Origin of the sequence: Microcoleus sp. B9-D4 (genome assembly GCF_036705105.1) — a bacterium.
Classification (GTDB): Bacteria; Cyanobacteriota; Cyanobacteriia; order Cyanobacteriales; family Microcoleaceae; genus Microcoleus.
The window spans coordinates 28,468-52,806 of record NZ_JAUBTS010000005.1 but is presented as its reverse complement, the minus strand read 5'-3'; the positions used below and the strand labels follow the sequence as shown (position 1 = coordinate 52,806).

The window sequence follows — 24,339 nt, the reverse complement described above, 5'->3', positions numbered from 1 at the left end:
ACGATTGGGTATTCATCTGCAAGTCGTTGTATAATTGGTTGCCAAAAATATATAGCTCATAAAGAGGAAAAAGGCTTCAGGGGCGCTATAATTTGATTAATATCGCGATCGCAAGATAGAAACAGTTTCTGTAGTAATTCGTCTGCCAGAGTGGCTGCACAACACTTAATCTAAGCTATGGATATCCGTACCGAAAAGCCAGAAGATGTAGAAGCTGTTCGCAACATTAATATTGCGGCATTCGGGCGAGAAAATGAGGCTAACTTAGTCGATCGATTGCGGGGAATTGCATCTACATTTTCCTTCGTTGCCGTACAATCCGATCGCATTGTGGGACACATTTTCTTCAGTCCGGTTGTCGTGGAAGGAAAATGTTCTAGGAATTTATCGATTCTAGGGTTGGCGCCAGTGGCAGTTCTACCCAACTATCAGCGGCAAGGTATAGGAACGCTGCTGATTCGGGAAGGTTTAAAAGAGTGCGGACGATCTGGATTTCAGGCAGTGGTTGTGCTTGGTCATCCAGATTTTTATCCGCGTTTTGGGTTCATTCCTGCTAGTAGAAAGAGCTTAAAATGTGAATATGATGTGCCCGATGAAGCGTTTATGGTGTTGGAGTTAGAAAGTGGAGCCTTGCAGGATTGCAGCGGAACGGTGAAGTATCGATCGGAGTTTAGTCTATGCGAGTGACGAAGTAGTCGTAGGGTGCGTCGCCATGAAAAACCTCCAAAGAAATATGGACAATCTTACAGCTTTGCACCTAACAAACTCTCGTTCGTGCAAACAACCCTCCGTTTCACTCCGCCCAACACTCCTTTTGTAGCAAAAATTTTTATAAATGGTATAAAATGGTAGGGTTTGGTATCATTGCCTAGATATAACATTAATCAGCCAGTGCCTCCCAACGATATTAACCGTATCAGAGAAAAATTCAGCCTGCGCCAGTACGATATGTCAGCCCACGCAATGGAAGAAATGGCGGAGGATTTGTTGACCATCTTGGATGTGGAAGAGGCGATTCTCAACGGTCAGATTATCCGGGTTGAAAAAGGCGACCCCAGAGGTACAAAATATGTAGTAGTGGGGACTGCACTGGATAGACAAACACCTGTTGGAGTGGTTGGACGTTTCGCTAGTAACGGACGTTATCTAATCATCACGGTTTATGAAGTCACTGAACTTGAGGCCTAATCCTATGTATCGATACCGATGTGAGTATTGCGAAGGAACTGTTCAACCCCGCACTGTCAAGCGCGAGGCATTCAAACATAAAAATGGATTTGTAATTCTTGAAAATGTGACTATCGGTGTTTGTGATAACTGTGGCAATCGATACTATTCAGCCGATATTCTTCATGCGGTTCATGCTGTCGCAACTGGAGCGAGATTGCCTGAAAGAACCGAACAAATTCCAGTTTGTCATCTAGAATCAGCATAAAGGGCGGCACAACTATTGCCCAGCCAAGTTATTTAAACGCCCCCTTTTCCCTTCTCCCCTTTTGCACCTTGCAAAGCAAAAATCGGAGTTTGAGCAGATTTCCCCTTCAGAGCAACAGATCCCAAAGCCTCGCAAATAAAGTTTAGCTCGATCGACTCACACACCCTTTCACCAATCAAAATTTGGTTTTCCCCCGCCTTGCTCATCAACCGAGCCGCCGTATTCACCGTATCGCCGAGGATATTAAACTCCCTGCGCCCTCGCGGTTCCCCAACCTCAGCAGCAAACACCGGCCCCAGGGATAGCCCAATTTGACAGCTTACTTTTATTTCTTCACCCGCGATAATTACCAGAGGCAAACCTGCAATGAGATCTCGGATCGCAATCGCCGCACTAGCCGCGCGGTTGGCGTCATCCGTGTGAGCGTCGGGCACGCCAAAATAAATCAGCATATCCGAACCATCTAAGTGCGCCGTTACTTTTTGCAACACGCCCCCTTTAGCTGACACTACAGCATCGATCGACGCAAACACCCGAGAATAACTAACTACCAGATTGACTTCTTCCTCCGGCGAAGCTTTTTCCACAGACTCCGGTAAACCTATCAAGTTGACAAACATCACCGTCGGTTCAGGAAAATCCGGCGGAATTTTCCGCCTGTCTGCATTTTCCACCAGCAGTCTCAGGATAGTTTTGGGAATATAACTAGCAAGGGGTTCAAGCCGATTCACAGCTTCCCCGATTTCTTTTACCAAGCCCGCAACGCTGCGATCGAGCAATACCGAACTCGGCATCCGCCGCCCAGTCAAAGTGATATCATACTCTCCGAGTCGATCGTCCGTGAAATCGTCCGTCACCAAAAAATAACCCTGTTTCCCCGGTTCAAAACGAAATTGCTCTCCCAAAGACTCTCTAGCAGTTTCAGTCACACACACCCGCCCCACAGTCCCAGAACCCTCAGCTTGCTTGGCTTGCTGGACTGAATGCCCCAGCAGTACGTGAGCCATCCGCAGCGGGGTACCAATGTCAGCACTAATATACCGGCCGCAGTGGATGCCCACCCGCATCCTCAAAGACAAAACACCCCGCGCCGTTTCAATATTGGCAAATTCAGCCATCGCCCGCTGCATCCGCAAACCCGCCCGCACCGCCCTCGCTGTATCCTCTTGGTGAATTCCTGACAGAAACTGCACCAGCATCGCATCTCCGGTAAACTCCAGCAAATCCCCGCCCGATTTGCTGACAATTTCAATCATCGAGGCAAAATAGTCGTTAATCACGCCCAGCAGGCTTTCAGCTCCCTTGCGCCCCTGGGCTGCATTTGCTTCCAACAGCGAGGTAAACCCTGCCAAATCCGTGAACAGCAAGGTGCCTGTTTGCCACTGGTAGCGCACCTCGCCCGGATTGGGCGGAGATTCGGACACGGGCCTGGGCACATAGTCGTGGAGGATGTAGCGCAGAGTTCGCAGATGCTCGAAAACCCCCATTAGCGTTGCGGGGGACGGATCTACCCACGCAGCAGCGTACAGTTGGGCGGAAAGGAGCGATCGCAGCCGCAGTTCGATCGCAGCTAAGGGAGGATTGTAGGTTAATCTATTAATAATTTCCACCTAAGTTTATTCTTAAAAAAAAGGGTAAGTTCTATCAATGTAGAGGCAACACCAATAGCTCGACTTTATACCATTATGATAAGTTTCCAGTGACTCCATACCAGCCAAACCCACAACCCACTAGAGAAACTTCCGAACGTCACAGCTTGCTAGCTCCCGATTTGATCCGAGCTGCTCGATCGGCCTATGGTATGTATCTGAAAGTGCATTCCGAGCAGATGCAGCGTCCGGCCGGTGTAGTTGTCAGTCAAGGAAGCGATCGAGGTCAGGTAATTTTTGCTTCGCAGCCCGTTTTGTTGCCCGGTGAACGTTTTGTTACTTTTGACGAAATTGAATCTCAAATGTATTAGTCATTAGTCATTAGTTATTAGTCATTAGTTGTTAGTAATTAGTTGTTAGTCATTAGTTCAAATCGCCAAGGCCCAATGTACAAGGCCCAAGGCCCAATACTTCGGTTGGTAAGCTGTGAGGACTTTAGTCCTTAAAATTTAAAGAGGAGTTTAGTCCTAACTACAAACCTTATGGATAATTGACCGAATACAATCTAACAATTAATAAATAACCACAGTCAACAGACAACAGTCAGCAGACAACAGTCAGCAGACAACAGTCAACAGTCAACAGTCAACTTAATGGAAATAATCTTTAATTGCCTTGTCATGGCGATCGTCTTTATTGTCGGATCGGCTATTGGCAGCTTTCTAAATGTGGTAGTCTATCGGTTGCCTGCGGGTTTGTCGGTGATCAACCCTCCTTCTCGCTGTCCCAAATGTTTAAATCAACTCAGAAATTACGAAAATATACCCGTTTTCGGTTGGCTGTGGCTCCGGGGCCGCTGCAATCACTGCCGCAGTCGGATTTCGGCCCGCTATCCGTTGGTGGAAGCAGCTACGGGTTTGCTATTTTTGCTAATCTTTTGGCGGTTTGGCGTAACAGTGCAAACTCTTGGTTTTTGGGCTTTGTTTAGCTGGCTGTTGGCTTTGTCTTTGATTGATTGCGATACAATGACTTTGCCTAATTCTTTAACTCGATCGGGTTTGGTGCTCGGATTGGTTTTCCAAATGGCGAAAGGTTTGTGGCCGACATTTAGTTTGATCGACTCGATACACTATCTGGTACTCGATGGGATCGCCGGATCAGTTGTCGGGTTGTGGCTGTTTGACGCGATCGGACTCGCCGGGACGATCGGGCTGGGGCAGAATGCGATGGGGGCCGGAGATACCAAATTGGCTGCCTTGATGGGAGCTTGGCTGGGCTGGAAATACTTGCTGCTAGCGGGATTTATTGCTTGTGTCGCCGGGGCTTTTGCTGGTGGCGGGGCGATCGCCCTCGGCTTGCTCGATCGGCGTCAACCCATGCCTTTCGGCCCGTTTCTGGCTCTCGGTACAGCAATTACTGCTCTGTGGGGCGAAGCGATCTTATCTAGTTACTGGCAGTTGTTTTTCCCGAATTTTAGTTTCTGATCGGCAGGTAGTCAGGCGCGATCGAACATAATATTGTCTCAAAAATTGGTAAAATTGTTCCGTGTCTTGGATTACACTTACAACTACTAGCTTTCGTTGGGAAGCGGAATTAATGCAGCAGCTCCTAGCTGCTCATGAAATCCCGGCCCGGATTGTAGACTTGGGCATAGCATCTTATTTCGGGGCTGGAAGTGCTACAGCCCTGCAAGTTCTCCCACAACACCAGCGAACAGCATGGCTCCTCATCAGTCCAGTTGAAGAGGACAATAGTCAGTAGTCAAGTCTGTTGTTTATTGTCTGTTGTTATGGTTATTGGTTATTAGTTATTAGTTATTAGTTATTGGTAGCAGCTAACAACTCACAAATAACAACAGCCAACAGTCAACAGTCAACAGCCAACAGCCAACAGCCAACAGTCAACAGTCAACAGTCAACAGCCAACAGTCAACAGCCAACAGCCAACAGCCAACAGCCAACAGTCAACAGTCAACAGTCAACAGTCAACAGTCAACAGCCAACAGCCAACAGTCAACAGTCAACAGTCAACAGTCAACAGTCAACAGTCAACAGTTAACAAATACCAAGTTTTAATGTCTCTATTTGATTGGTTTGCAAATCGACGAAAATCAGTACCGAACTCCCAAGAACGGCCGGAACGAGAAATTGCGGACGGACTTTGGAATAAATGCGAAGCTTGCGATGCCCTGAGTTATACCAAAGACCTGCGAGCAAATCAAATGGTTTGCTTGGAATGCGGGCATCATATCAGAGTTTACAGTGACGATCGCATCGAGCAGTTGATCGATCCCAATACCTGGGTGCCCCTTAACGAAGGACTGCACGCCACCGATCCCCTGAAATTTCGCGATCGAAAAAAATATAGCGATCGACTCCGAGAATTTCAAGAAAAAACAGGCCACCTAGACGCCGTAGAAACAGGCATCGGCAAACTAGAAAATTTGCCAGTCGCCCTCGGAGTCATGGAATTTCAGTTCATCGGCGGCAGCATGGGCTCAGTAGTCGGAGAAAAGCTGACTCGCCTCATCGAACACGCCACGCGGGAACGCTTGTCCGTAATCATTGTCTGCGCTTCCGGTGGTGCAAGAATGCAAGAAGGAATGCTCAGCTTGATGCAAATGGCTAAAATCTCCGGGGCTCTGGAACGCCACCGGGAAGCGAGACTGCTTTACATCCCGATTTTGACCCACCCGACCACCGGCGGCGTCACCGCCAGTTTTGCCATGCTGGGAGACATTATAATTGCAGAGCCAAAAGCTACTGTGGCCTTTACGGGCGGCCGGGTAATCGAGCAAACTCTGCGGGAAAAGCTGCCGGAAAATTATCAAACTTCCGAATACTCCTTCGCCCACGGTTTTGTAGACTTGATTGTACCCCGGACTCAATTAAAGAAAACTCTTGGTCAGCTCATCAGCCTCCACCAGCCACAGCCTTTCTTGGCAGACTCGGAATTTCCCGCCCTCAATGGCAGCGATAGCCACGCTTTGCCCCCGCAGACTCACGCTTTCAAACTTTCTCCCTAAGCTGCCGCGCCGGAGGATTGTCTGTTGGTGAGTCCGGGGCACCGAGGGAAATTTCTGAGGAAATGCTCAAAACCAGGCTTCTACCAAAAATATTGAGTTTGTTAACGAGACGTTCACGCAGACACCGGGTTTTGAGCCCCGCCCGCGCAACTCCTATTGGTAATAACGACCCAGCAGTGGGATGATATTGATCGGAAGTTGATTGGTCCTGAAGTTAGGCTGGGCAAAAATGCCTAGTCGCAGTTAGCGGTTAGTTAGCTTGCGCTAGAACAAAATCTCAGAACAAACTAACAGAACAAGCTAACAGCGCTTTCTACAATTGTCCGGCTTTCAGTTAATAGCCGTCAACTCAATTTTGACCTGTCAGCGACCTAAAAATTATGGGTTTTGCAGACCTGTCCATCGCAGAAATAGCAGAGGACTTCAACGTCCCTGTTGAAGACGTGATCCGCTTGTGCGATGAGTTGGAAATTGCCTACAAGCACCCTCAAACCCGTTTGGCTTTGGAGGATGTTAAGGCAATTATGTCCACTCTCGAAAAAAGGCGCGACTCAAAACTTCTTGCAGATTAGAGCGCAAAATTCCTCTACCTTTAAAGGTATGGCTGCACAAACTTTCGCCAGTTGTCGCAGAATCAGGGAATTTTGAACACAAATCTGTTTGCCCGGTATGATCTCTTAGCGTTCAATAATTTGCCGGATTTTTTTAAGGAGAACCATGCTTAAAAGATATTTCATTGCTCTGACCGCTGTATTCTTGAGCTTTCAGTTATTTGTCAGCAGTGCGATGGCTGTCGAACTGAGTCCTGAACTTCGCACTGTGCCTTTGAATGACAACGGTGCTCCAGTGGTGCTGAGCCTCAAACAAGTTCAGCAAGGCAAACGCCTGTTCAATTCGGCTTGCGCTCAATGTCACGCTGCAGGCATGACAAAAACTGACCCGAACGTGAATTTGAGCCCGGAAACTCTGGCTTTGGCCAACCCGCCCCGGAATAATATTGAGTCGCTGGTGGACTTTATGAAAAATCCCACCACTTATGACGGGTTTGAGGAAATTTCGGAACTGCATCCGAGCATGAAGAGTGCGGATATTTTCGCTGAGATGAGAAATCTCTCGGATGACGATTTGTACGCGATTGCCGGTCACATTCTGTTGCAGCCAAAAATTGTCTCCAAGCAGTGGGCTGGTGGCAAAGGCGCTCGCTAATCGATTTTAGATTTTAGATTTTAGATTTTGGATTTTGGATTGGGAGATGGCTGAAGTTCGGCAATAATTGCTGGCTGGTCGTTTTTCGCTCTAAAATCTGAAATCTAAAATTTACCTCCGGCTCATTGATTCTCGCAAAAGGTTGTAGTCCCTCATGCTGCGTCGTGGTGCTTTTGTCTGCTTTCTGTTGGGGATGTTAATTATTTTGCCCGTGCTGTTGGCTCCTCAACCTGTTTTGGCTGCTGCCGATTCTTATGTGAATAGGTATTTACAAGCCAGCGAACCTGTGGCTCTGGAGTTGGACTCTGAGGGACATACTCGCTTGTTTTCGGCTCAGGATTTGTCTGCGGGTAAGGTATTGTTTGAGCAAAATTGCCTGAATTGTCACGTCGGAGGAGCTAATTTGCCCGATCCGACGATATCTCTGTCTTTGGCTGACCTCAAGGGGGCAACGCCTCCCCGCAACAACATCAATAGTCTGGTGGCGTATCTGAGAGAACCGATGACTTATGACGGTACTGAGGAGACTTTTTGGTGCCGCCAAGTGCCGGAAACCTGGATGCCACAGGCTGAGATTGAAAATTTAGCGGCTTTTGTGATCCGGGCTGCTCAGAAAGCTCCGGGCTGGGGCGTGGAGAATTTTGAGAGTTGAACTGCTACTGCCAAAAAGTGGTAAATTACTCGGAAGAAGGCGATACGACTGCGCGATCGCGCCTGTTTTAACAGGTAAAATATCTAAAGAATCACCCTTTGCGTGTCCATTAGAGGAGAACTGCGTTGAAAAGACTCTTATCGATCGCCCTGTTAGCGATCGCAATTTTTACCGTCGGCTTTGGTCGCCCTGCTTTGGCAGGTGATGCTGTTAAAGGAGCTAAAATCTTTAGCCAGAACTGTGCTGCTTGTCACATCGGTGGCGGCAACGTGGTTATGGCCCAGAAAACCTTGAAAAAGACTGCTCTTGAGAAGTACGGCATGAATTCTCTGGAAGCTATTACCACTCAGGTAACTAAGGGCAAAAATGCTATGCCTGCTTTCGCCGGCCGCTTGAAGCCCGACCAAATCGAGGATGTAGCAACCTACGTGCTCGAGCAATCTGAGAAAGACTGGAAAGGCTAAACTGCTTTTTTGAAGTCGGACAAGCTGGGCGGGCTTGATTTAATTTAAAACTTGTCCTCCCGATCGCACCCTCTCTCACCCTTTGGCGAATAAACATCGGTTTGCAGCGATCTTAACCTATTTGGGAAAGCGCGTCAGAAATCCGATTTTTATGAGTTCAAGGGCGAGGGAGGGACATTTTATTTTAGATTTTAGATTTTAGATTTTGGATTGAAGAATTGAAGAATTGAAGATTTGAAGATTTGAAGATTTGAAGATTTGAAGATTTAAAGATTTGAGATTGCTAAATGCTGACTTTGTATAAACTGTCAAGCACCTAATATTAAGATTCATGTATGGAAGCCAGTCATAAATTGGGGTTGTGTGCTAGGATGTAAACCCTTTACTAGCAAAGCCTTGAAATCCAAATTAAAGTCGATCGGGGATCTGGAATCTACACCTGCCATGAACGTAAAAACATCAGCCAAAGTTAAAACTCAAGTTAAAACTCTCGGAGACGCTGCATCTGGGGCGATTGAGAAATATTTCCGCAAAAGTCTAGCGCACGAGGCTGAAGTTCTCAAAGACAAAGACGCGGAAGAACTTCATCAAATGCGCGTGGGATTGAGACGTTTGCGATCGGCTGTGACTGGTTTTGCTCCGGTTTTAGACTTGCCAAAAGAGGCTTCTGAAGGCAAAATTGGTAAGGTGGGGCGGATTCTGGGAACGCTCAGGGATTTGGATGTGATGCTCGAAAGTCTCCAAAACCGCTATTACCCGAATTTGCCGACTGAGGAACAGGAAGTTTTGGATAAGGCTTTGTTGAATTTGCTCAAACAGCGACACCGGGCTTTGAAAGGGGTGAGGGCGATTTTAGAGCACAAAAGCTACGAATCGCTGAAGCAGTCGATCGAGGATTGGCTGGAAAAACCGAAGTTTCAGGCGATCGAACATTTGCCAATTGCTGAGGTTTTGCCGGATTTACTGTTACCTCAAGTCAGCGAGTTTTTCCTGCATCCGGCTTGGCTGTTGGGTACAGAATATGAGGATGGCAAAGTTAAAATTGCTAAGGATTTGAATGCTGAGGCTGTCGAAGAGAAGTTAGCAGCGGAGGGAACTATTCTGCACGATTTGCGGAAGCAAGCGAAGCGGGTTCGCTATTTGATGAATCTGTTTGGGGATTTTTACAGCGAGACTTACGAAGTTTATGTCGAAGATGTGAAAGCTATTCAGGAATGTTTGGGCGATATTCAAGACAGTGAAGTTTTAGGCGAGTTTCTGACAGATTTTGTCGATCGCGATCTGAAAAAAGAGTTGCCGAAGTTGGCTGGTTTGTTGGCCGAAAATCGCTATGCAGCTTGGCAAAAATGGCAGGTTTTGCAACGCAGATATTTGAATTCGGAAATTCGGCAAGGTTTTCGATCGGCTTTAATTCATCCTGTGGTAGAAGATGCTGCTAACGGAAAGTTGCCCCAGGAAAGTTAGGTTTTTCGGGCCCAGAGAATGCGATCGACTGCCGGGAGGGACTAAAAGAGGGATATTTGTAGGGACACGGCCTTGCAGTGTCCTTCATTGTATAACTCAATAAAGGGCGATCGCTCTTGGGGAGAGGTTCAAGAAAAAACCTTAACAATTATTCTTTCCAGTAACGAGTTAAAACCCGAATTACTTCACGAGTGTGAAGTAAAAGAAAGGGCGATCGCGTTTTTTACCATAGCACATCACGACTGCAACCACTTCATAAACTTATTCGTCGCAGTACCAATCGACTCTCCCACCTGTTTCTTCAACCGCCACCGCTGAAATGCTTGTTCGTAATCTTCGCCTTCAGTTTGATAAACATTCCAAGCATTCAGCGACAATCCTAATCCCCAGGTTAGTAAAATGAACAGTGACCAAGAAAGCTCGTGCGAACCTGCTAGATTGAACAAAACTAAAAAAGTATTGATAATGCCGTACTTTGTCACATTTTTCTGCAATTTGCGACGACGGTAAGAGTTAAAAACCAGCTTTTCTTGAAATTCTCCTCTAGTTGCTAACCATTGCTGTTCCGCCGCTACAATATCCTGTTCGGAAATGCCCAATTCCGCTGCAATCTCGAAAAGCTGCACTCTGGATAATTCCCCTTCATCTTGTCGGCGTGCGATCGCAAGCTGTAAAATACCCTGAGCATCCTCTGAACCGTAAACTTGACTTATTTGACTTTCATTGGTTGCCATAACAAGTTTCCTATAATTCCTGACATCCTTTCTATGATAGATATAGACGCAGTTAAACGACAGGTAGTGACATTGGCGGATTTCAACACCCGGACACTTGAGTGAGACTCCTGACTATGGGAGGGGAAATCGAAGAACCGATATATTTCCCCAAATTGCAATTAATTAATTTCCCGAACTGTGACTAAGTTGGCTATCTCGTTTCAGCATAAATTGATAAAATATCCCAAACAAAATCACCGCAATCATTCCCACCACTAAAGACCCTTCACCCTCATGCCAATATTTAAACAAATCTAGACGATTAGATGCAACTAACAATGCCATTCCCGCCACTCGAAAAACATTAATAATAAAACCAAAAAGAACAGCGACACCTATTACCAAAGCCTTATTTTGTTTAGTAGGAAACATCACCAAACAAACTACAGCTAAACCTAATAAGTAATTCATTGCCTCTATACCCGAACAACCCCCATTTACCAACACCCTTCCTGTCGGTAAAGCAACATAATTACCGTCCCGTGTTACATTAAAACCGACATACCACAAAGAATAATAAGCAAATTTAGCAGTAAGCGAGGTAACAAAATTCACTAAAGGCAACGTAATGACACTGGGGGTGCCATGAAAAAATAGTATTACCAATTCACGCCAATATAGTTTTAAGTTCTGAAAACCTACTGCAAGCAGGCTCAAACCTAAACCAGACAAAAAAGGTGCCAGTCTTAAAAAAGGATCGGATTTACTGGAAACCCCAGCACTTTGAAATAAAATAAAAGCGATTAATAGCGTCCCTGCTATTCTCGATAATAGGTCACTTTGTATCTCACTCTTTTTGAGAATATCCTGGTTATCCCAAAGCAGGGAACCCACAGCGAACCAAAAAACTATACTCATCCAAAAATGAGCAACATCGTCCACTTTCCACAGGAGTGTCATATTCAGAGTTACTAAGGCTGTGGCGATAATGATTAGCCAAAAAAGTTTTCTTTTGAACATTTTGATATTAGTTATTAGTTGATCTCACGTTCTTGCCCTAAAACACTAAGAAACCTGGTTTCTTAGGAAAACCAGGTTCTTAAAGTTATGAAACAATAATCAGTGTGGCGTCAAGCCATGATGAAAACCAGTTAAAAGGATAGCCTATTCAGCTTTTTGAGCTTGAGCGCGTTGCTTTTTGAACATAGCACCAAAACTAACAGCGGCTCCAGCAGCAAGCATTGTTAAAGGTTCAGGAGTAGCTTCAGTTTCACCTATTACTTTAAAGTCAGGGCCATTATCCGGTGAGCCGAGGGTGCTGACTTGGATAGCGCCGATCGGGCCGCTCACTCCCAAATCTGCTAAGCTAACGCCCCATGCGCCTACTTTTTGAGTAGTGTCAATTTCTTGGGTGTTAATACTGTATCCAGCCTGTCCCCAACTGCCGGAATTAAGATTCAGGAGCTTTCCAATCGTGTTTCCCATAGCATCCAAAGCTTGAACTCTGATGGTGCTATTCATACCCCGTTCCCAGAAAAACAAGTTCGCTACTGCTTTAGTAAACGATAAGTTAAGTTTAAACGAACCCTCATCTTCAGTGTCAATGATGTTGTTAAGGTTTTTGTTACCCAGGTAAGCAGCCATTTCGCCGCCAGTTGGGTTCTTAATTCCCGATACATCTACTGCTTGTCCATTTACTATTGGGGAGCTGGCTTTATCGCCTTTATCTGTACTGGCTGCACCGCTGTTGTCGTTATTTTTTGTCTTATCTTCAGGGTTGCTCGTTTGTTTCTTTGGGTCTAAACCACTTTTGATCGGCGTGTTGTTGATGATCTTTACAGCGTTGACGAAGGCAAAATCGCTAGTTGTTTTACCGCCGTATGTAACTGACTTTAGCCAAATATCGCTTTTAGCATCGGGAACGCCGGAAGTGGTCAAGTTAGTTGTAAAATTAAAGGCTTTAGCTGGTGATTGAACTGCAATCATGCCTAAAGTGGCAGCAAGAGTAGCCAAGGTGGGGAATAGTTTGGTATTCATGGCAATTACTTCTCAGTGAGTGACGATTCGCTATATCTTGATTATGTACTACTTTTGGATGATTGTTACCCTAGAGGTCAGTTTTAGTAGAATCTTCATAAATGCTTTACGGCTACTTCACACTAGCCAGGTTCAGGCTCTTAGTTAGTAAGGATTCAGGTCATGTGAAAAGCAGTAAAACTTATACGGTGTAACCATTTGATCGAATAATCCTCAACTATCCATTCTTATTAAGAAACCCTGAAAGTTTTTATTGTCGGACCTATTGAGAATTAAGCTGTTGATTTAGCGAAAGTCTGTGGCAGGGTTTGACGTTAAGTTGACACGAAGAAGGGCAGTGCCGTTTCCCTACAGCGATCGATCGCTTGACGGGTGTACTTCATCAACGTGGAATCTGCTGTATCTCGATCGCCCTAAATCCCCCTGGTTGTAGGGAGACTTTGAGTGGCATCTTGTCCCCGGCTTATTAAGGGCGGCTAGGGGGGATCTGATTCTATGCAGCCTCATAAAAAATTCGTATAACCGATATATAGCAGTTCTCAAAAAAGTGAGGTATGCCCGATGCCCTATGCCCTATGCCCGATGCCCTATGCCCTATGCCCGATGCCCTATGCCCTATGCCCTATGCCCTATGCCCAGTCGTACCTCATCTTTCTGAGAAAGGCTATATTACCTCAACTTTAAACTAATTAATTTGCCGAACTTTGACTAATTTTGCTATCTCGTTTCAACATAAATTGATAAAATATCCCAAACAAAATCACCGCAATCATTCCCACCACTAAAGAACCTTCACCCTCATGCCAATATTTAAACAAATCTAGGCGCTTAGATGCAACTAACAAAGCCATTCCCGCCACTCGAAAAACATTAATAATAAAACCAAAAAGGACAGCGACACCTATTACCAAAGCCTTATTTTGTTTAGTAGGAAACATCACCAAACAAACTACAGCTAAACCTAATAAGTAATTCATTGCCTCTATACCCGAACAACCCCCATTTACCAACACCCTTCCTGTTGGCAAAGCAACATAATTACCCTCACGTGTTACATCAAAACCGACATACCACAAAGAATAATAAGCAAATTTAGCAGTAAGCGAGGTAATAAAAGGCACTAAAGGTAACGTAATGACACTGGGGGTGCCATGAAAAAATAGTATTACCAATTCACGCCAATATAGTTTTAAGTTCTGATAACCTACCGCAAGTAGGCTCAAACCTAAACCAGACAAAAAAGGTGCAAGTCTTAAAAAAGGATCTAATTTACTGGAAACCACAGCACTTTTAAATAAAATAAAAGCGATTAATAGCGTCCCTGCTATTCTCGATAATAGGTCACTTTGTATCTCACTCTTTTTGAGAATATCCTGGTTATCCCAAAGCAGGGAACCCACAGCGAACCAAAAAACTATACTCATCCAAAAATGAGCAACATCGTCCACTTTCCACAGGAGTGTCATATTCAGAGTTACTAAGGCTGTGGCGATAATGATGAGCCAAAAAATTTTTCTCTTGAACATTTTAGATATTAGTTATTAGTTGATTGAGGAGAGCCATACTGCGGACTGTTTTTGATGGCCAACCGTAGAATAAGGGTTTCTCGGCGATGTGGCAATCCAAGTACCAACGAAAAATCGATGGTTTCAGACTACGAACTAAAAACAGTCCAGACTATTGTTAGATCATATCATAAAAATAGTGGGGGATGTGGACAACTCATTAGCTTGAAACCCTCCTACGGAAAGGACTCGGAGGATTTTAATCGCCGTAAATCTTTGAGATGAGGTTAGTAGACACTCTGGAATTTGATGAATGGTGAAACTCAGAGGCAACCCATAGCTCAGCACTAGCACAGATACTGAAAAGACTGCTACTCGAAATGATTGGTTGGATGCCTAGCGCTTGCTTACTTGGCCCCTGTAAGCAAAGACTAAAAAGCGAGTGAATCAACAAAAATTAAAAATAAGTAGCCTCAATGAGGCTGGGATTTCTTGAGAGTAGACGCAATTAGCACCGCGCAGGGTGTGACACTGAGGTTCGAGTAAATACGGCTGAGCGAGTTAGAGTTCGAGCAAGGATCAATAGTGATTAAGCTGTTCTACATTTAAACTGTGTGTCAAAAATCAATAAAACTCTTGTGGGACGGGCTTCTAGCCTGTCCCGATTTTCCAATTTAAATGCGTAACAGCTTATCTCCTTTTCAAAAATCTCAGTGTATTTAGAGCGGAAATTATTAAGAAACAGCCTTATACCAATTTCATAAAGTAGCGCTAGATATTACCCCCCCAACCCCCCCTCCCGCGGGGGGGCTAAGACTTCATCCATAGCACATCTTTAGAAAAATGGTATTACGGTAGTTGTTAAATGCGCTGTATAGGGGCGACTTGACCTTCAATACCACTACCCTGGGGTGCTGTAATTACGCCACCCATCCAGCGATTATTCGCCATTGAACTGTGCCGCATCAATTCGGATTAGTCCGTTGCAGGGATTGCTCGCCCTCTAAGATGTTTCAATGCCTAGTTGATCCACTTGATTCCCAGGACTCAATTATAGATATTAATAACAGCGGTAATGCTACAACTGCGTTTCATCTCGCCTTAAAAGTCCGGGGTTTTCACGGCTGCGCCCTATCAGATACTAAGAAACCTGGTTTCTTGGTGAAACCAGGTTTTTAGCTCGAACAGAAAATAATCAGTTTGGCATCAAGCCAGAATCGAAAACGAGTTCAAATGATCGCCTATTCAGCTTTTTGAGCTTGAGCGCGTTGCTTTTTGAACATAGTACCAAACCCAACAGCGGCTCCAGCAGCCAGCATTGTTAAAGGTTCAGGAGTAGCTTGAGTGTTGCTAGTGCTGCTGACAAAAGAATCGCTACCGCCATTAATCGTCTGGACGTGCAACCCTAATCTTAAAGTACCCTTATTCAACTCGGAAACTACTTTACTATAATCTCCCCTAAAACTCAACCCCAAAGCCTCATTCTTTTGAACACCGTTAGACGCCGCACCCTTTGTCGTAGCGAAAAAATCAGTAGACCAATCACGAAGGTTCCCACTTTGTGGCAGATTAGAACCTCCCTTATTATCAAACTCAACCTTGCCGGTATTACGAACATTAATGGCCAAGGCGCTCAATAAATTGGTATTAGAACCTGTGTCAAAGTAAACTCCACCAATAAACCTGCCGTCATTGGATTGAGTTTTATTGAAAATATTGAATAGAACGTTATTTAAGCCATTCTGTGCAACAGTAAAGCTAAAGTCATTAACACCATTGTCTCCAACCGTAGCGCCACCAGTGATATTACTAAAACTGAAGGAGGTAGGTGCCAAGCTGATGGCGGAGGCAGGTGCGGCGGAGACTCCACTAACAGCGGCGATACCGGCAACGGCTAAAATAGATTTGACTAAGTTTAAGTTGAATTTCATGGTTGACACCTTTATGTTTATGTTGACTGGAAGCAGGTTTTTTTCCTTCACATATTCAATCTAAAGCAAAGCACAAGTTAATGCAAGTAGTTTTGATAAAGATTCGATGAAGATTCAGAATCCGCTGATGGGATTTAGGCAAAATGCCTAAATTGAGGGCTTCTAGCTAGCTATTTCCTATGGCGTGCATCAAAAAATAGGGGTGCTGCCACCCGGATTTTAGTCCTGACTTCTCTCTCTTTTAAAAAGCTATAACTCAGCTCCCTAGACTGGGGTGTCACCCAGCATAATTACTGATAAAACTCTTTTTAAGCTCTAAATTCTGCCGTTAAGAAATTTTTTATCCGTGAATGTACGTATAAAAATTTAAGTGAGAGCTTGATTGCTGGGTAAAAATAAGTAAAAACCGATAGTGACAGTTGAAGCTGCGGAATGTGGGCTATAACTCAGGACAAAATCTTGGATTATATTCGGTGCGTCGATTCTCGCTTTCGGATTCAGCAACCAGCGCCATTTAGACTTATATGTTGCACCATTATCAAGAACGGGATCTGGGGCCCGTTCCACAAAGAATGAGTTTTCTTGTGGGGAGTGGGGGTTGGGCAGGAGAGGCCCCCCAAAACAGGCTTGTTGATCATGGTGCAACATCTCAATTTAGAGACCAATGGTTTCGGTGCTCGTTATTATCTGTGACACCGGAACTTTGGCAGACTAAAGGGAGGACTCGACTTTCAGGGACATAGTTTTCCGAACGCCTCTACCGTCAGGGCTGTTTCGGGGCAACCACGGGGAGTAGGGGTCGGATTGCCCCTACGGAAAACCAGCTTTTTGTACGGGTTGTGCCAAGAATGCCCACCCATCCAGGATTTGTTAGGCATTTGGTGGGATTGGGGCGGCCACGGGATTGGGGCAGTCACGGGATTGGGGCAACGGGGCGTGGGATTGGGGCAACCACGGGGGGATTGCCCCTACAAGAGAATGAAACAGCCCTGCGTCTACCGTCTCACTCTTTTAAGATACAAGGGGCGGGTTTTTGGGATTGTCAATTATTGGCAGGTATTGTTGGTGAGGGGAGCCCCTAGCGTATTAGGGGTTATCGATCGGACATAATATGACAAGCTTAGCCAGCAAAAGCGAAAACAGGTCGAAAATTCGATCGACTGGTTGGCCTGGTGCGACGAAGCCCTATAAAGGGCCCGGACGGAAAATAAACCGATTTTTCTGTCAATTGGCTATTCTAGCTGCCACTAATGTAGGGTGATGGAAGGGGAAGGATTTTGCGATCGGGCGATCGTCCAATACCTGAATTCGCACTTTATATCGATAAAAAGCGCTTTTCACTGTCCCACCTGTTTCTTCAACCGCCACCGCCCAAACGCTTGTTCGTACTCTTTCCCTTCAGTTCGATCGACATTCCCAGCATTCAGCGACAATCGCAATCCCCACCTTCGTAAAATCAACAGCGACCAATCAAACTCGTGCACTGCTGGTATATCAATCCTTGCAGGAGTCGTAAATTTTTTACCCCACCCCAACCCTCCCCTTAGTAAGGGGAGGGAGTAAGAAATTCGCAAATGATGCGAGGATTGCTATAACAGGTTTCCGATACCTGACATCCTTTATATGAAAGATATAAGCGCAGTTAAACGGCAGGTAGTGGCCTTGGCGGATTTCAACACCCTTTTAAGAACAGGCAAGATGCCTGTTCCACAACAGAGTCTACTTATTGTGGAACAGGCATCTTGCCTGTTCCCGATAGAGGTACAAAATACCAATAACTAACCCAAAGTATACATCCAGCCATCCCTCGCGCAAATCCTCACAATTCCGTCCCAAACTACAGGCGTCGCCTCAAATGACAAACCCGGCTTAAATCTCCCCGATTCTATTACTTTCAAACGGTAAAACTCCCCTTTAGCATTTCTCAAAGCATTCTGATCTCCCGACTTCGCTCGTTCCCAATTCAAATTGAACAAATAAACACCGTTGTATCCCGCACTTATCAGTTTATTGCCATCGGTAAAAATCGGAGTCGAAATTGAAGAACCAATCGCTTTTTTAAATAGTATTACCGGAGTATCGTAAGACTGGTTTCGCCAAGGCACAGAAGTTTTTTTACCTGTAATCATATCTTGGGAACCGATGTACAAATTGCCGTCGATCGCATTTGTGGCAAACAGCGCCGGAAACTCCCCTGAATTGTACTCGTCATTCAACGCCACCGAGCCAATTATCCCGCCTTCCCAGCTAGAAAGTCGGCGATTTCCCGTCGGCAAAAACCATTCAACACTGGCATTCGGTTCCTTGTTTGGATTCAGCTTCAGCACTCCGCCGTTGCCCTGAATGTATTGTTTTTCAATGGCACAAAACAGTTTCCCTGATTTAGAAATTACAGCACTTCCATCCAAATCTGAACCAGTATAAAAATCCCAAACTATCTTTTTAGTTGCAATGCTAATACCGTAAATATGACCGGAACCAGCAGCTATAAATATTCTATCTTTGAGCCGTGATGGCGATGACTCCGCTACCAAGTTGCCGCGGTGCTTGCTGATATCTGCTGCTGCATAAAGCTGTACTTCCGACAAGATATTTGGCTGCTTGATGCCTTGTTTGATTTTTGCATTGCTTGTGGAACTATCGAGAAAATAGCCGATCGCATTTTCCCCCGCATTGAACAAAACGCCACCGCCGAGATCCAAAGCGCTACTGTCATTATCCCGGCTGTAGCTGGGCGTTTTCCTGATGTCCAATTTCCAAAGTTCCTTGCCAGTTCTAAAAGATATTGCCCTAAAACTCGGCACGACACTTTTGCCACCACCGCCACTGCGGCTTCCCTGCAAAATTACAATTCTGTTTTCGGGGCTAGCTTTTTCATCGATATAAATCGTTGAGGAACCTTTGATTATATCATCAAATTTATAGCGCCAAACTTCTTTATTGGTAGCAATATCTATTTTTCGCAAATTGTGGTCATAAGCACCTATAATTAAATAAGTTTTTCCCCCGTCTCTGGTAATTGTCGGCTGTCCTGTCCAACCGGCACCGCTCCAAACTACAGACCGCCTTCCCAGAAAAGTCCTGCCGCTGCCGAGTTGAAATTTGTCGATTAACTTCAAGCTTTTCGGAACACCTCTGCCGTAGAACCGACGCTTGTCGTTACCTAAAAAGGTCGGGACTAATAATTCTATTTCTGGGTCTGCTTTAGCCAGCAAATTGTTAAGATTAGTTTCTAATAAAGCTGGCTCTGAGGATTCAGTTTGGCTCAGTTTGAGAACAGCAGGAGGAACAGCAGCACTCAGCAAAAATTGTGCTAGCTGTTGATTGAAGGTTCTCCGAGATGATAAGCTCATATTAGATCGAGATAATCAGCGTTATACCAAATTTTTATGAGGCCCCGTAGAATCTGATCCCCCCTAGCCAAGAGGGCGGGCACGGGGGCACCGCCCCTACAAAGGGGGGGACAAGATTCTTCTCAAAGTCAACCCCTACTCCCCAACAATCAGGGGGATTTAGGGGGATCGAGATATGTGCAACTTCACATTTAATTGGTATTAATATTAAAACATAATTATCAGCCACAACTCAACTAAAACATCTCGCGCTAAACTGCTATAAAACTGACAAGCTTACTCAGCACGAGTAAAAGTATATTTGATTATGGTCAACCGTCTTGCTCAATCCCAAAGCCTTTACCTGCGGAAACACGCCGAAAATCCGATCGACTGGTGGCCCTGGTGCGACGAAGCCCTAGAAACGGCCCGAAGCGAAAATAAACCGATTTTCCTGTCAATTGGCTACTCTAGCTGCCACTGGTGCACGGTGATGGAAGGGGAAGCATTTTCCGATCGCGCGATCGCCCAATACATGAATTCGCACTTTATACCGATAAAAGTCGATCGGGAAGAACGCCCGGATATCGACAGCATTTATATGCAAACCTTGCAAATGATGACCGGTCAAGGCGGTTGGCCGCTCAACGTTTTTCTCACTCCAGACGAGCGAGTTCCCTTCTACGGAGGCACTTATTTCCCCGTAGAACCGCGCTACGGACGGCCGGGATTTTTAGAAGTTTTGCAAGCAATTCGCCGCTTTTACGACACAGAAAAAGGCAAAGTAGAAGCCTTCAAAGCAGAGATTTTAGGCAACCTCCAACAGTCGGCAGCGCTGTCAGGAGTAACTGCCGAATTAAATCGCGAGCTCTTCCAAAAAGGGTTAGAAATCAACACCGGAATTGTTGCCGGCAGCAACCCCGGCCCCAGTTTTCCGATGATACCTTATGCTGAGCTAGCACTGCGGGGAACGCGATTTAATTTTGAATCAAAATACGACAGCAAACAAGTCTGCACTCAGCGCGGATTAGACTTAGCATTGGGCGGCATTTACGACCACGTAGGAGGCGGATTTCACCGCTATACGGTTGATGCGACTTGGACTGTGCCTCACTTTGAAAAAATGCTCTACGACAACGGTCAAATTGTTGAGTATTTAGCAAATTTGTGGAGCGCGGGAATACAAGAACCCGCTTTTGAAAGTGCGATCGCGGGGACAGTAGAATGGTTGAAGCGAGAAATGATTGCGCCCACAGGTTATTTTTATGCTGCACAGGATGCGGACAGCTTTAACACTTCTGAAGAAGTTGAACCGGAAGAAGGAGCATTTTATGTCTGGACTTATGCCGAACTGGAACAACTATTAACTGCTGAGGAATTGGCAGAAATTAAAGCACAGTTTACTGTTAGTCGCAGCGGCAATTTTGAAGGCAAGAATGTATTGCAGCGCCGCCATCCAGGAAAACTGAGCGACACGGTAGAAACGGCTTTGGCTAAACTCTTTGCTGTGCGTTACGGTGCCAAGCCCGATACTGTAAAAACCTTTCCGCCAGCCAGGAACAATCAAGAAGCTAAAAACGACAGTTGGCCGGGTAGAATTCCCGCCGTTACTGATACGAAAATGATTGCGGCTTGGAATAGCTTAATGATTTCGGGATTGGCCCGCGCTGCGGCTGTTTTTGGGAATTGGGAATATCTGGAATTAGCTGTGAAAGCGGCTAAGTTTATTTTAGAAAATCAGTGGACGGATGGGCGGTTTCAGCGTTTGAATTATGACGGAAAATCTGCTGTTACCGCGCAGTCGGAAGATTATGCTTTGTTTGTGAAAGCTTTGTTGGATTTGCACCAAGCGAGTTTGACTTTAGGCAATGGGGAAGAGGCAAAACAGTTGCCGAATTCTCAGTTTTGGTTGGAGAAAGCTGGGCAGGTGCAAGAAGAGTTTGATGAGTTTTTGTGGAGCGTGGAATTGGGAGGATATTACAATACTGCTAAGGATGCTAGCGGAGATTTGTTGGTGCGGGAACGCAGCTATATAGACAATGCAACTCCGGCGGCGAATGGAATTGCGATCGCCTCTTTGGTTCGTCTCGCGCTGTTGGGCCCGAATTTAGAATATCTCGATCGCGCCCAGCAAGGTTTGCAAGCTTTCAGCAGTATTGTACAAGATGCTCCGCAAGCTTGTCCGAGTCTACTTTCGGCGATCGACTGGTATCAGCATTCTACCCTGATTCGCACGTCACCCGACCAGATTTCCGGGTTGATTTCGCAGTATTATCCGACTGCTGTCTGTCAGATTGAGGCTGATTTGCCTGAAGGTGTTATCGGGTTAGTTTGCGAGTGTTTGACTTGCAAGGAACCTGCGAAAAGTCAAGAGCGACTGTTGGAGGAAATTTTGCAAAGTCAAACGCGAGTTTAGCACCAATACTGTCTATATTATTGAACCGCGAAGACGCGAAGGACGCGAAGGAAGAAGGAGGAAGCAGAAGGAAGAAGTAGATTACTTCTTCCGGGAATTAAGTACATCTTCAGTCTGCCCCTCAATCTTCCAAAGAATCTCAGTGGCTTCAGCCCGCTTGAGTGTCAAACAATGTAGATACTTTCCGGCGGCACTGCGACTCGAACGCTGTCGCCGACTTGGTGTCGCTGCAAGTCATCTCTGTGCAAGTTTTGTCGGCGAAGGGCGATCGAGCTTTTAGCAGTCAACCGCACCGTATAGCGCGTATCAGTGCCAATATAAATAGCCTCTTCTACTATTCCCGGCCAGCTATTTTCATCGTCATAATTAGCCGGATAAATAGCAGCTTTTTCTGGCCGCAACACCAGGGTAACAACTTTCCCAGCGGGCATATCTTCTGCAGTCGCAACTAACACGGCTAACTGCTGGTCAATCAACACGATTATTTTACCGTTTTGCTTTTCTACTACTCGACCACTTAAAAAATTGCTATCGCCAATAAAATCAGCAACAAACCGCGTTTTAGGATATTCATAAATATCAACAGGCGTGCCGACTTGTTGCAGTTTTCCTCCATCCATCACTGCAATTCTGTCCGACATCGTTAGTGCTTCTTCCTGATCGTGAGTTACATAAATAAATGTAATCCCCAATTTTCGCTGCATTTTTTTCAATTCTAATTGCATCTCTTTACGCAATTTTAAATCCAGCGCTCCTAGGGGTTCATCCAACAGCAAAACAGACGGCTGTTTGACTAATGCTCTTGCTAATGCTACTCGCTGCTGCTGTCCCCCTGACAGTTGGCGGGGATAGCGTTTTTCTACCTCGGTTAACTGTACTAATGCTAAGGCTTCAGCAACGCGATCGCGAATTGTTTGCTGAGGCAAATTCTCCATTTCCAACCCAAAAGCGGCATTTTGTGCTACTGTCATGTGCGGAAATAAAGCATAGTTTTGAAATACGGTATTTACTGGGCGGTGAAATGGCGGGCGATTTTGCATCGGTTGGCCGTGAATGTAAATTTCGCCCGCTGTGGGAATTTCAAAACCAGCGATCATTCGCAAAGTTGTAGTTTTGCCGCAGCCGGAAGGACCGAGTAAAGAAAAGAATTCTCGATCGTAAATTTGCAGGTTGATGTTATCTACAGCTAAGAAATCTTGACTGCGGGCACTTTTAAATACTTTGGAAACTTCTAAAACTTCGACAGAGTGCATTGTGTTAGTATGTGTGAGTAATAAAAATCTGAGTTCGAGTCCTGATATCTTGCACCATTCTCAATTACTTGTTTAGGAACGGGCAAGATGCCCGTTCCACAAAACTTAATTTTCTTCTTGTGGAACGGGCATCTTGCCCGTTCTTGACGAGGGTGCAACTCCAATGCCAACTAAAAATTTAATTGAACCAGCCCGGGCAGAAACCTGTGTTATATCTACTTTCCAGCCCCTGCTTTAACTTCCGTCCAAGCTTTATCATACAATGCAGTTGCTTTCCCGACATCCTGCAATAATTTCATTTTGCCAAACACCTCAGCCGGCGGGTAAATTTGAGGATTTTTAAAATCTTTCGGGTCGATTAAACCTCGATCAATTGCTGCTTTGTTGGGCGATCCGAAGTGGGTAAAATTGGAAATTTGGGCGCCGACTTCTGGCTGCAAAATAAAGTTAATAAATTTCTCCGCTAACTCTTTGTGGGCTGCACCTTTGGGAATAGCCATGTTGTCTGAAAAAATGATTGTTCCTTCTTTGGGAATAGCGTAACGGATATTAGGATTTTCTGTCATCACTTGGAAAATATCACCGCTCCATTCCATTGCCAAATTTACTTCTCCTTGATCTAGCATATTTTGCCCGGTGTCGGGGACAAAAGCTGCAATGATATTTTTACTTTTAATCAGCAAATCGCGGGCTTTGTTAATCTCTTCGGGATTGGTTGTATTTGGGTCAAATCCTAAATACATTAAAACTCCTGCAAATGTGTATCTGGCATCGTCTTGCCACGCGACTTTTCCGGTATATTTTGGGTCAAACATCGCCGCCCAACTGTTGATATCGCCCTTGGTTTCTTTCAGGTTGTAGCCAATTCCCATCGTTCCCCACTGGTAGGGCAGGGAATATTTATTTCCCGGATCAAAAGCTTGATTGATAAACTTAGGCTCGAGGTTTTTTTGGTTGGGAATATTGTTTAAATTCAGCGGGTCAATTAGATTTTCTGCGGTCATGATTTTCACCATGTAATCGGCAGGAAATATTAAGTCGTAACCGGGGTTTCCCTGTTTGAGTTTGGCATAGAGTGCGTCGCTGTTCTCGAAAGTGTCGTATTGAATTTTAACATTGTTCTCTTTCTCGAATTGGGCGATCGTTTCTGGGGCGATATAACTTGCATAATTGTAAATGCTGAGCACTTGCTGTTGGTTGCCACCTGTGGGGCTACAGCCGAAAGCCACGGTTGCACTCATCACAAACAAAAGTAGGAAAGTCAGCAGGCGTTTCATAGGTTGTGTTAGTTGCAGACGACAATAATTATGACAC

Annotated in this window: 24 protein-coding genes and 1 pseudogene; 15 read left to right on the top strand and 10 right to left on the bottom strand. The window is 45.3% G+C overall.

Going from position 1 to position 24,339, the window contains the following annotated elements; genetic code table 11:
* Positions 1–177: 177 nt before the first annotated feature.
* From QUB24_RS04430 to QUB24_RS04420, 3 genes are all read left to right on the top strand, one after another.
* Positions 178–687, top strand: coding sequence for an N-acetyltransferase (locus QUB24_RS04430; RefSeq protein WP_333151040.1), 510 nt, complete (start codon positions 178–180; stop codon positions 685–687).
* Positions 688–864: 177 nt separating this feature from the next.
* Positions 865–1,188 (top strand): DUF4258 domain-containing protein, encoded by a 324-nt coding sequence (locus QUB24_RS04425; protein WP_333151038.1) that lies wholly within the window; start codon positions 865–867, stop codon positions 1,186–1,188.
* A 4-nt stretch (positions 1,189–1,192) separates the two neighbouring features.
* Complete coding sequence (locus QUB24_RS04420) at positions 1,193–1,435, top strand: YgiT-type zinc finger protein (protein WP_333151036.1); 243 nt, start codon at positions 1,193–1,195, stop codon at positions 1,433–1,435.
* Between the two features lie 32 nt (positions 1,436–1,467).
* On the opposite strand, the gene QUB24_RS04415 is transcribed toward QUB24_RS04420, so the two are convergent.
* Positions 1,468–3,045, bottom strand: coding sequence for an adenylate/guanylate cyclase domain-containing protein (locus QUB24_RS04415; protein ID WP_333151034.1), 1,578 nt, complete (start codon positions 3,043–3,045; stop codon positions 1,468–1,470).
* 89 nt (positions 3,046–3,134) lie between these two features.
* Between QUB24_RS04415 and QUB24_RS04410 the strand changes: the two genes are divergently transcribed.
* From QUB24_RS04410 to QUB24_RS04365, 10 genes are all read left to right on the top strand, one after another.
* Positions 3,135–3,395, top strand: a complete 261-nt coding sequence (locus tag QUB24_RS04410) for a hypothetical protein (RefSeq protein ID WP_333151032.1) — start codon at positions 3,135–3,137, stop codon at positions 3,393–3,395.
* Between the two features lie 282 nt (positions 3,396–3,677).
* Positions 3,678–4,508 carry a prepilin peptidase gene (locus QUB24_RS04405; protein ID WP_333151030.1) on the top strand — a complete coding sequence of 277 codons (831 nt, stop codon included), beginning with the start codon at positions 3,678–3,680 and terminating at the stop codon, positions 4,506–4,508.
* 61 nt (positions 4,509–4,569) lie between these two features.
* A complete protein-coding gene (locus QUB24_RS04400) occupies positions 4,570–4,785 on the top strand; it encodes a hypothetical protein (RefSeq protein WP_333102041.1) in 216 nt (71 codons plus the stop codon).
* A 63-nt stretch (positions 4,786–4,848) separates the two neighbouring features.
* A complete protein-coding gene (locus QUB24_RS04395) occupies positions 4,849–5,082 on the top strand; it encodes a hypothetical protein (RefSeq protein WP_333151028.1) in 234 nt (77 codons plus the stop codon).
* Positions 5,083–5,098: 16 nt separating this feature from the next.
* The gene (gene accD / locus QUB24_RS04390) at positions 5,099–6,049 is read left to right on the top strand and encodes an acetyl-CoA carboxylase, carboxyltransferase subunit beta (RefSeq protein ID WP_333151026.1); all 951 of its coding nucleotides are present in this window, start codon (positions 5,099–5,101) and stop codon (positions 6,047–6,049) included.
* A 380-nt stretch (positions 6,050–6,429) separates the two neighbouring features.
* Complete coding sequence (locus QUB24_RS04385) at positions 6,430–6,621, top strand: hypothetical protein (RefSeq protein ID WP_006633443.1); 192 nt, start codon at positions 6,430–6,432, stop codon at positions 6,619–6,621.
* A 145-nt stretch (positions 6,622–6,766) separates the two neighbouring features.
* Complete coding sequence (psbV, locus tag QUB24_RS04380) at positions 6,767–7,255, top strand: photosystem II cytochrome c-550 (protein WP_333151024.1); 489 nt, start codon at positions 6,767–6,769, stop codon at positions 7,253–7,255.
* Positions 7,256–7,409: 154 nt separating this feature from the next.
* Entirely contained in the window at positions 7,410–7,907 is a 498-nt protein-coding gene (gene psbV2 / locus QUB24_RS04375) for a photosystem II cytochrome PsbV2 (protein ID WP_333151022.1), read from the top strand.
* A 125-nt stretch (positions 7,908–8,032) separates the two neighbouring features.
* Positions 8,033–8,371, top strand: a complete 339-nt coding sequence (petJ, locus tag QUB24_RS04370) for a cytochrome c6 PetJ (protein WP_333151020.1) — start codon at positions 8,033–8,035, stop codon at positions 8,369–8,371.
* A gap of 444 nt (positions 8,372–8,815) precedes the next feature.
* A complete protein-coding gene (locus tag QUB24_RS04365) occupies positions 8,816–9,835 on the top strand; it encodes a CHAD domain-containing protein (RefSeq protein WP_333151018.1) in 1,020 nt (339 codons plus the stop codon).
* 236 nt (positions 9,836–10,071) lie between these two features.
* On the opposite strand, the gene QUB24_RS04360 is transcribed toward QUB24_RS04365, so the two are convergent.
* The 5 genes from QUB24_RS04360 to QUB24_RS04340 form a co-directional block, all read right to left on the bottom strand.
* A complete protein-coding gene (locus QUB24_RS04360; protein ID WP_333151016.1) occupies positions 10,072–10,569 on the bottom strand; it encodes a 2TM domain-containing protein in 498 nt (165 codons plus the stop codon).
* A 165-nt stretch (positions 10,570–10,734) separates the two neighbouring features.
* Entirely contained in the window at positions 10,735–11,571 is an 837-nt protein-coding gene (crtA, locus tag QUB24_RS04355; RefSeq protein ID WP_333151013.1) for a cyanoexosortase A, read from the bottom strand.
* Between the two features lie 144 nt (positions 11,572–11,715).
* Positions 11,716–12,588, bottom strand: a complete 873-nt coding sequence (locus QUB24_RS04350; protein WP_333151011.1) for an exosortase-dependent surface protein XDP2 — start codon at positions 12,586–12,588, stop codon at positions 11,716–11,718.
* 689 nt (positions 12,589–13,277) lie between these two features.
* Positions 13,278–14,114: a cyanoexosortase A gene (gene crtA, locus QUB24_RS04345; protein ID WP_333151010.1), complete on the bottom strand. Its 837-nt coding sequence runs from the start codon at positions 14,112–14,114 to the stop codon at positions 13,278–13,280.
* Between the two features lie 1,220 nt (positions 14,115–15,334).
* Entirely contained in the window at positions 15,335–16,024 is a 690-nt protein-coding gene (locus QUB24_RS04340; protein WP_333151008.1) for a PEP-CTERM sorting domain-containing protein, read from the bottom strand.
* 1,155 nt (positions 16,025–17,179) lie between these two features.
* On the opposite strand from QUB24_RS04340, the pseudogene QUB24_RS33540 reads away from it, so the two are divergent.
* Positions 17,180–17,353: pseudogene (locus tag QUB24_RS33540) on the top strand (DUF255 domain-containing protein); the annotation flags it as partial.
* Positions 17,354–17,361: 8 nt separating this feature from the next.
* Here the strand turns inward: QUB24_RS33540 and QUB24_RS04335 are convergent.
* Together QUB24_RS04335 and QUB24_RS04330 are read right to left on the bottom strand one after the other, a co-directional pair.
* The gene (locus QUB24_RS04335) at positions 17,362–17,508 is read right to left on the bottom strand and encodes a hypothetical protein (RefSeq protein WP_333151005.1); all 147 of its coding nucleotides are present in this window, start codon (positions 17,506–17,508) and stop codon (positions 17,362–17,364) included.
* A 294-nt stretch (positions 17,509–17,802) separates the two neighbouring features.
* Positions 17,803–19,377 carry an outer membrane protein assembly factor BamB family protein gene (locus tag QUB24_RS04330; RefSeq protein ID WP_333151003.1) on the bottom strand — a complete coding sequence of 525 codons (1,575 nt, stop codon included), beginning with the start codon at positions 19,375–19,377 and terminating at the stop codon, positions 17,803–17,805.
* Positions 19,378–19,684: 307 nt separating this feature from the next.
* Here QUB24_RS04330 and QUB24_RS04325 point away from each other — a divergent pair, with 307 nt between their 5' ends.
* Entirely contained in the window at positions 19,685–21,772 is a 2,088-nt protein-coding gene (locus tag QUB24_RS04325) for a thioredoxin domain-containing protein (RefSeq protein ID WP_333151001.1), read from the top strand.
* 164 nt (positions 21,773–21,936) lie between these two features.
* Here the strand turns inward: QUB24_RS04325 and QUB24_RS04320 are convergent, their stop codons facing one another.
* Positions 21,937–23,025, bottom strand: a complete 1,089-nt coding sequence (locus QUB24_RS04320; protein ID WP_333150999.1) for an ABC transporter ATP-binding protein — start codon at positions 23,023–23,025, stop codon at positions 21,937–21,939.
* A gap of 215 nt (positions 23,026–23,240) precedes the next feature.
* Positions 23,241–24,302, bottom strand: a complete 1,062-nt coding sequence (locus QUB24_RS04315; RefSeq protein ID WP_333150997.1) for a spermidine/putrescine ABC transporter substrate-binding protein — start codon at positions 24,300–24,302, stop codon at positions 23,241–23,243.
* Positions 24,303–24,339: the final 37 nt, after the last annotated feature.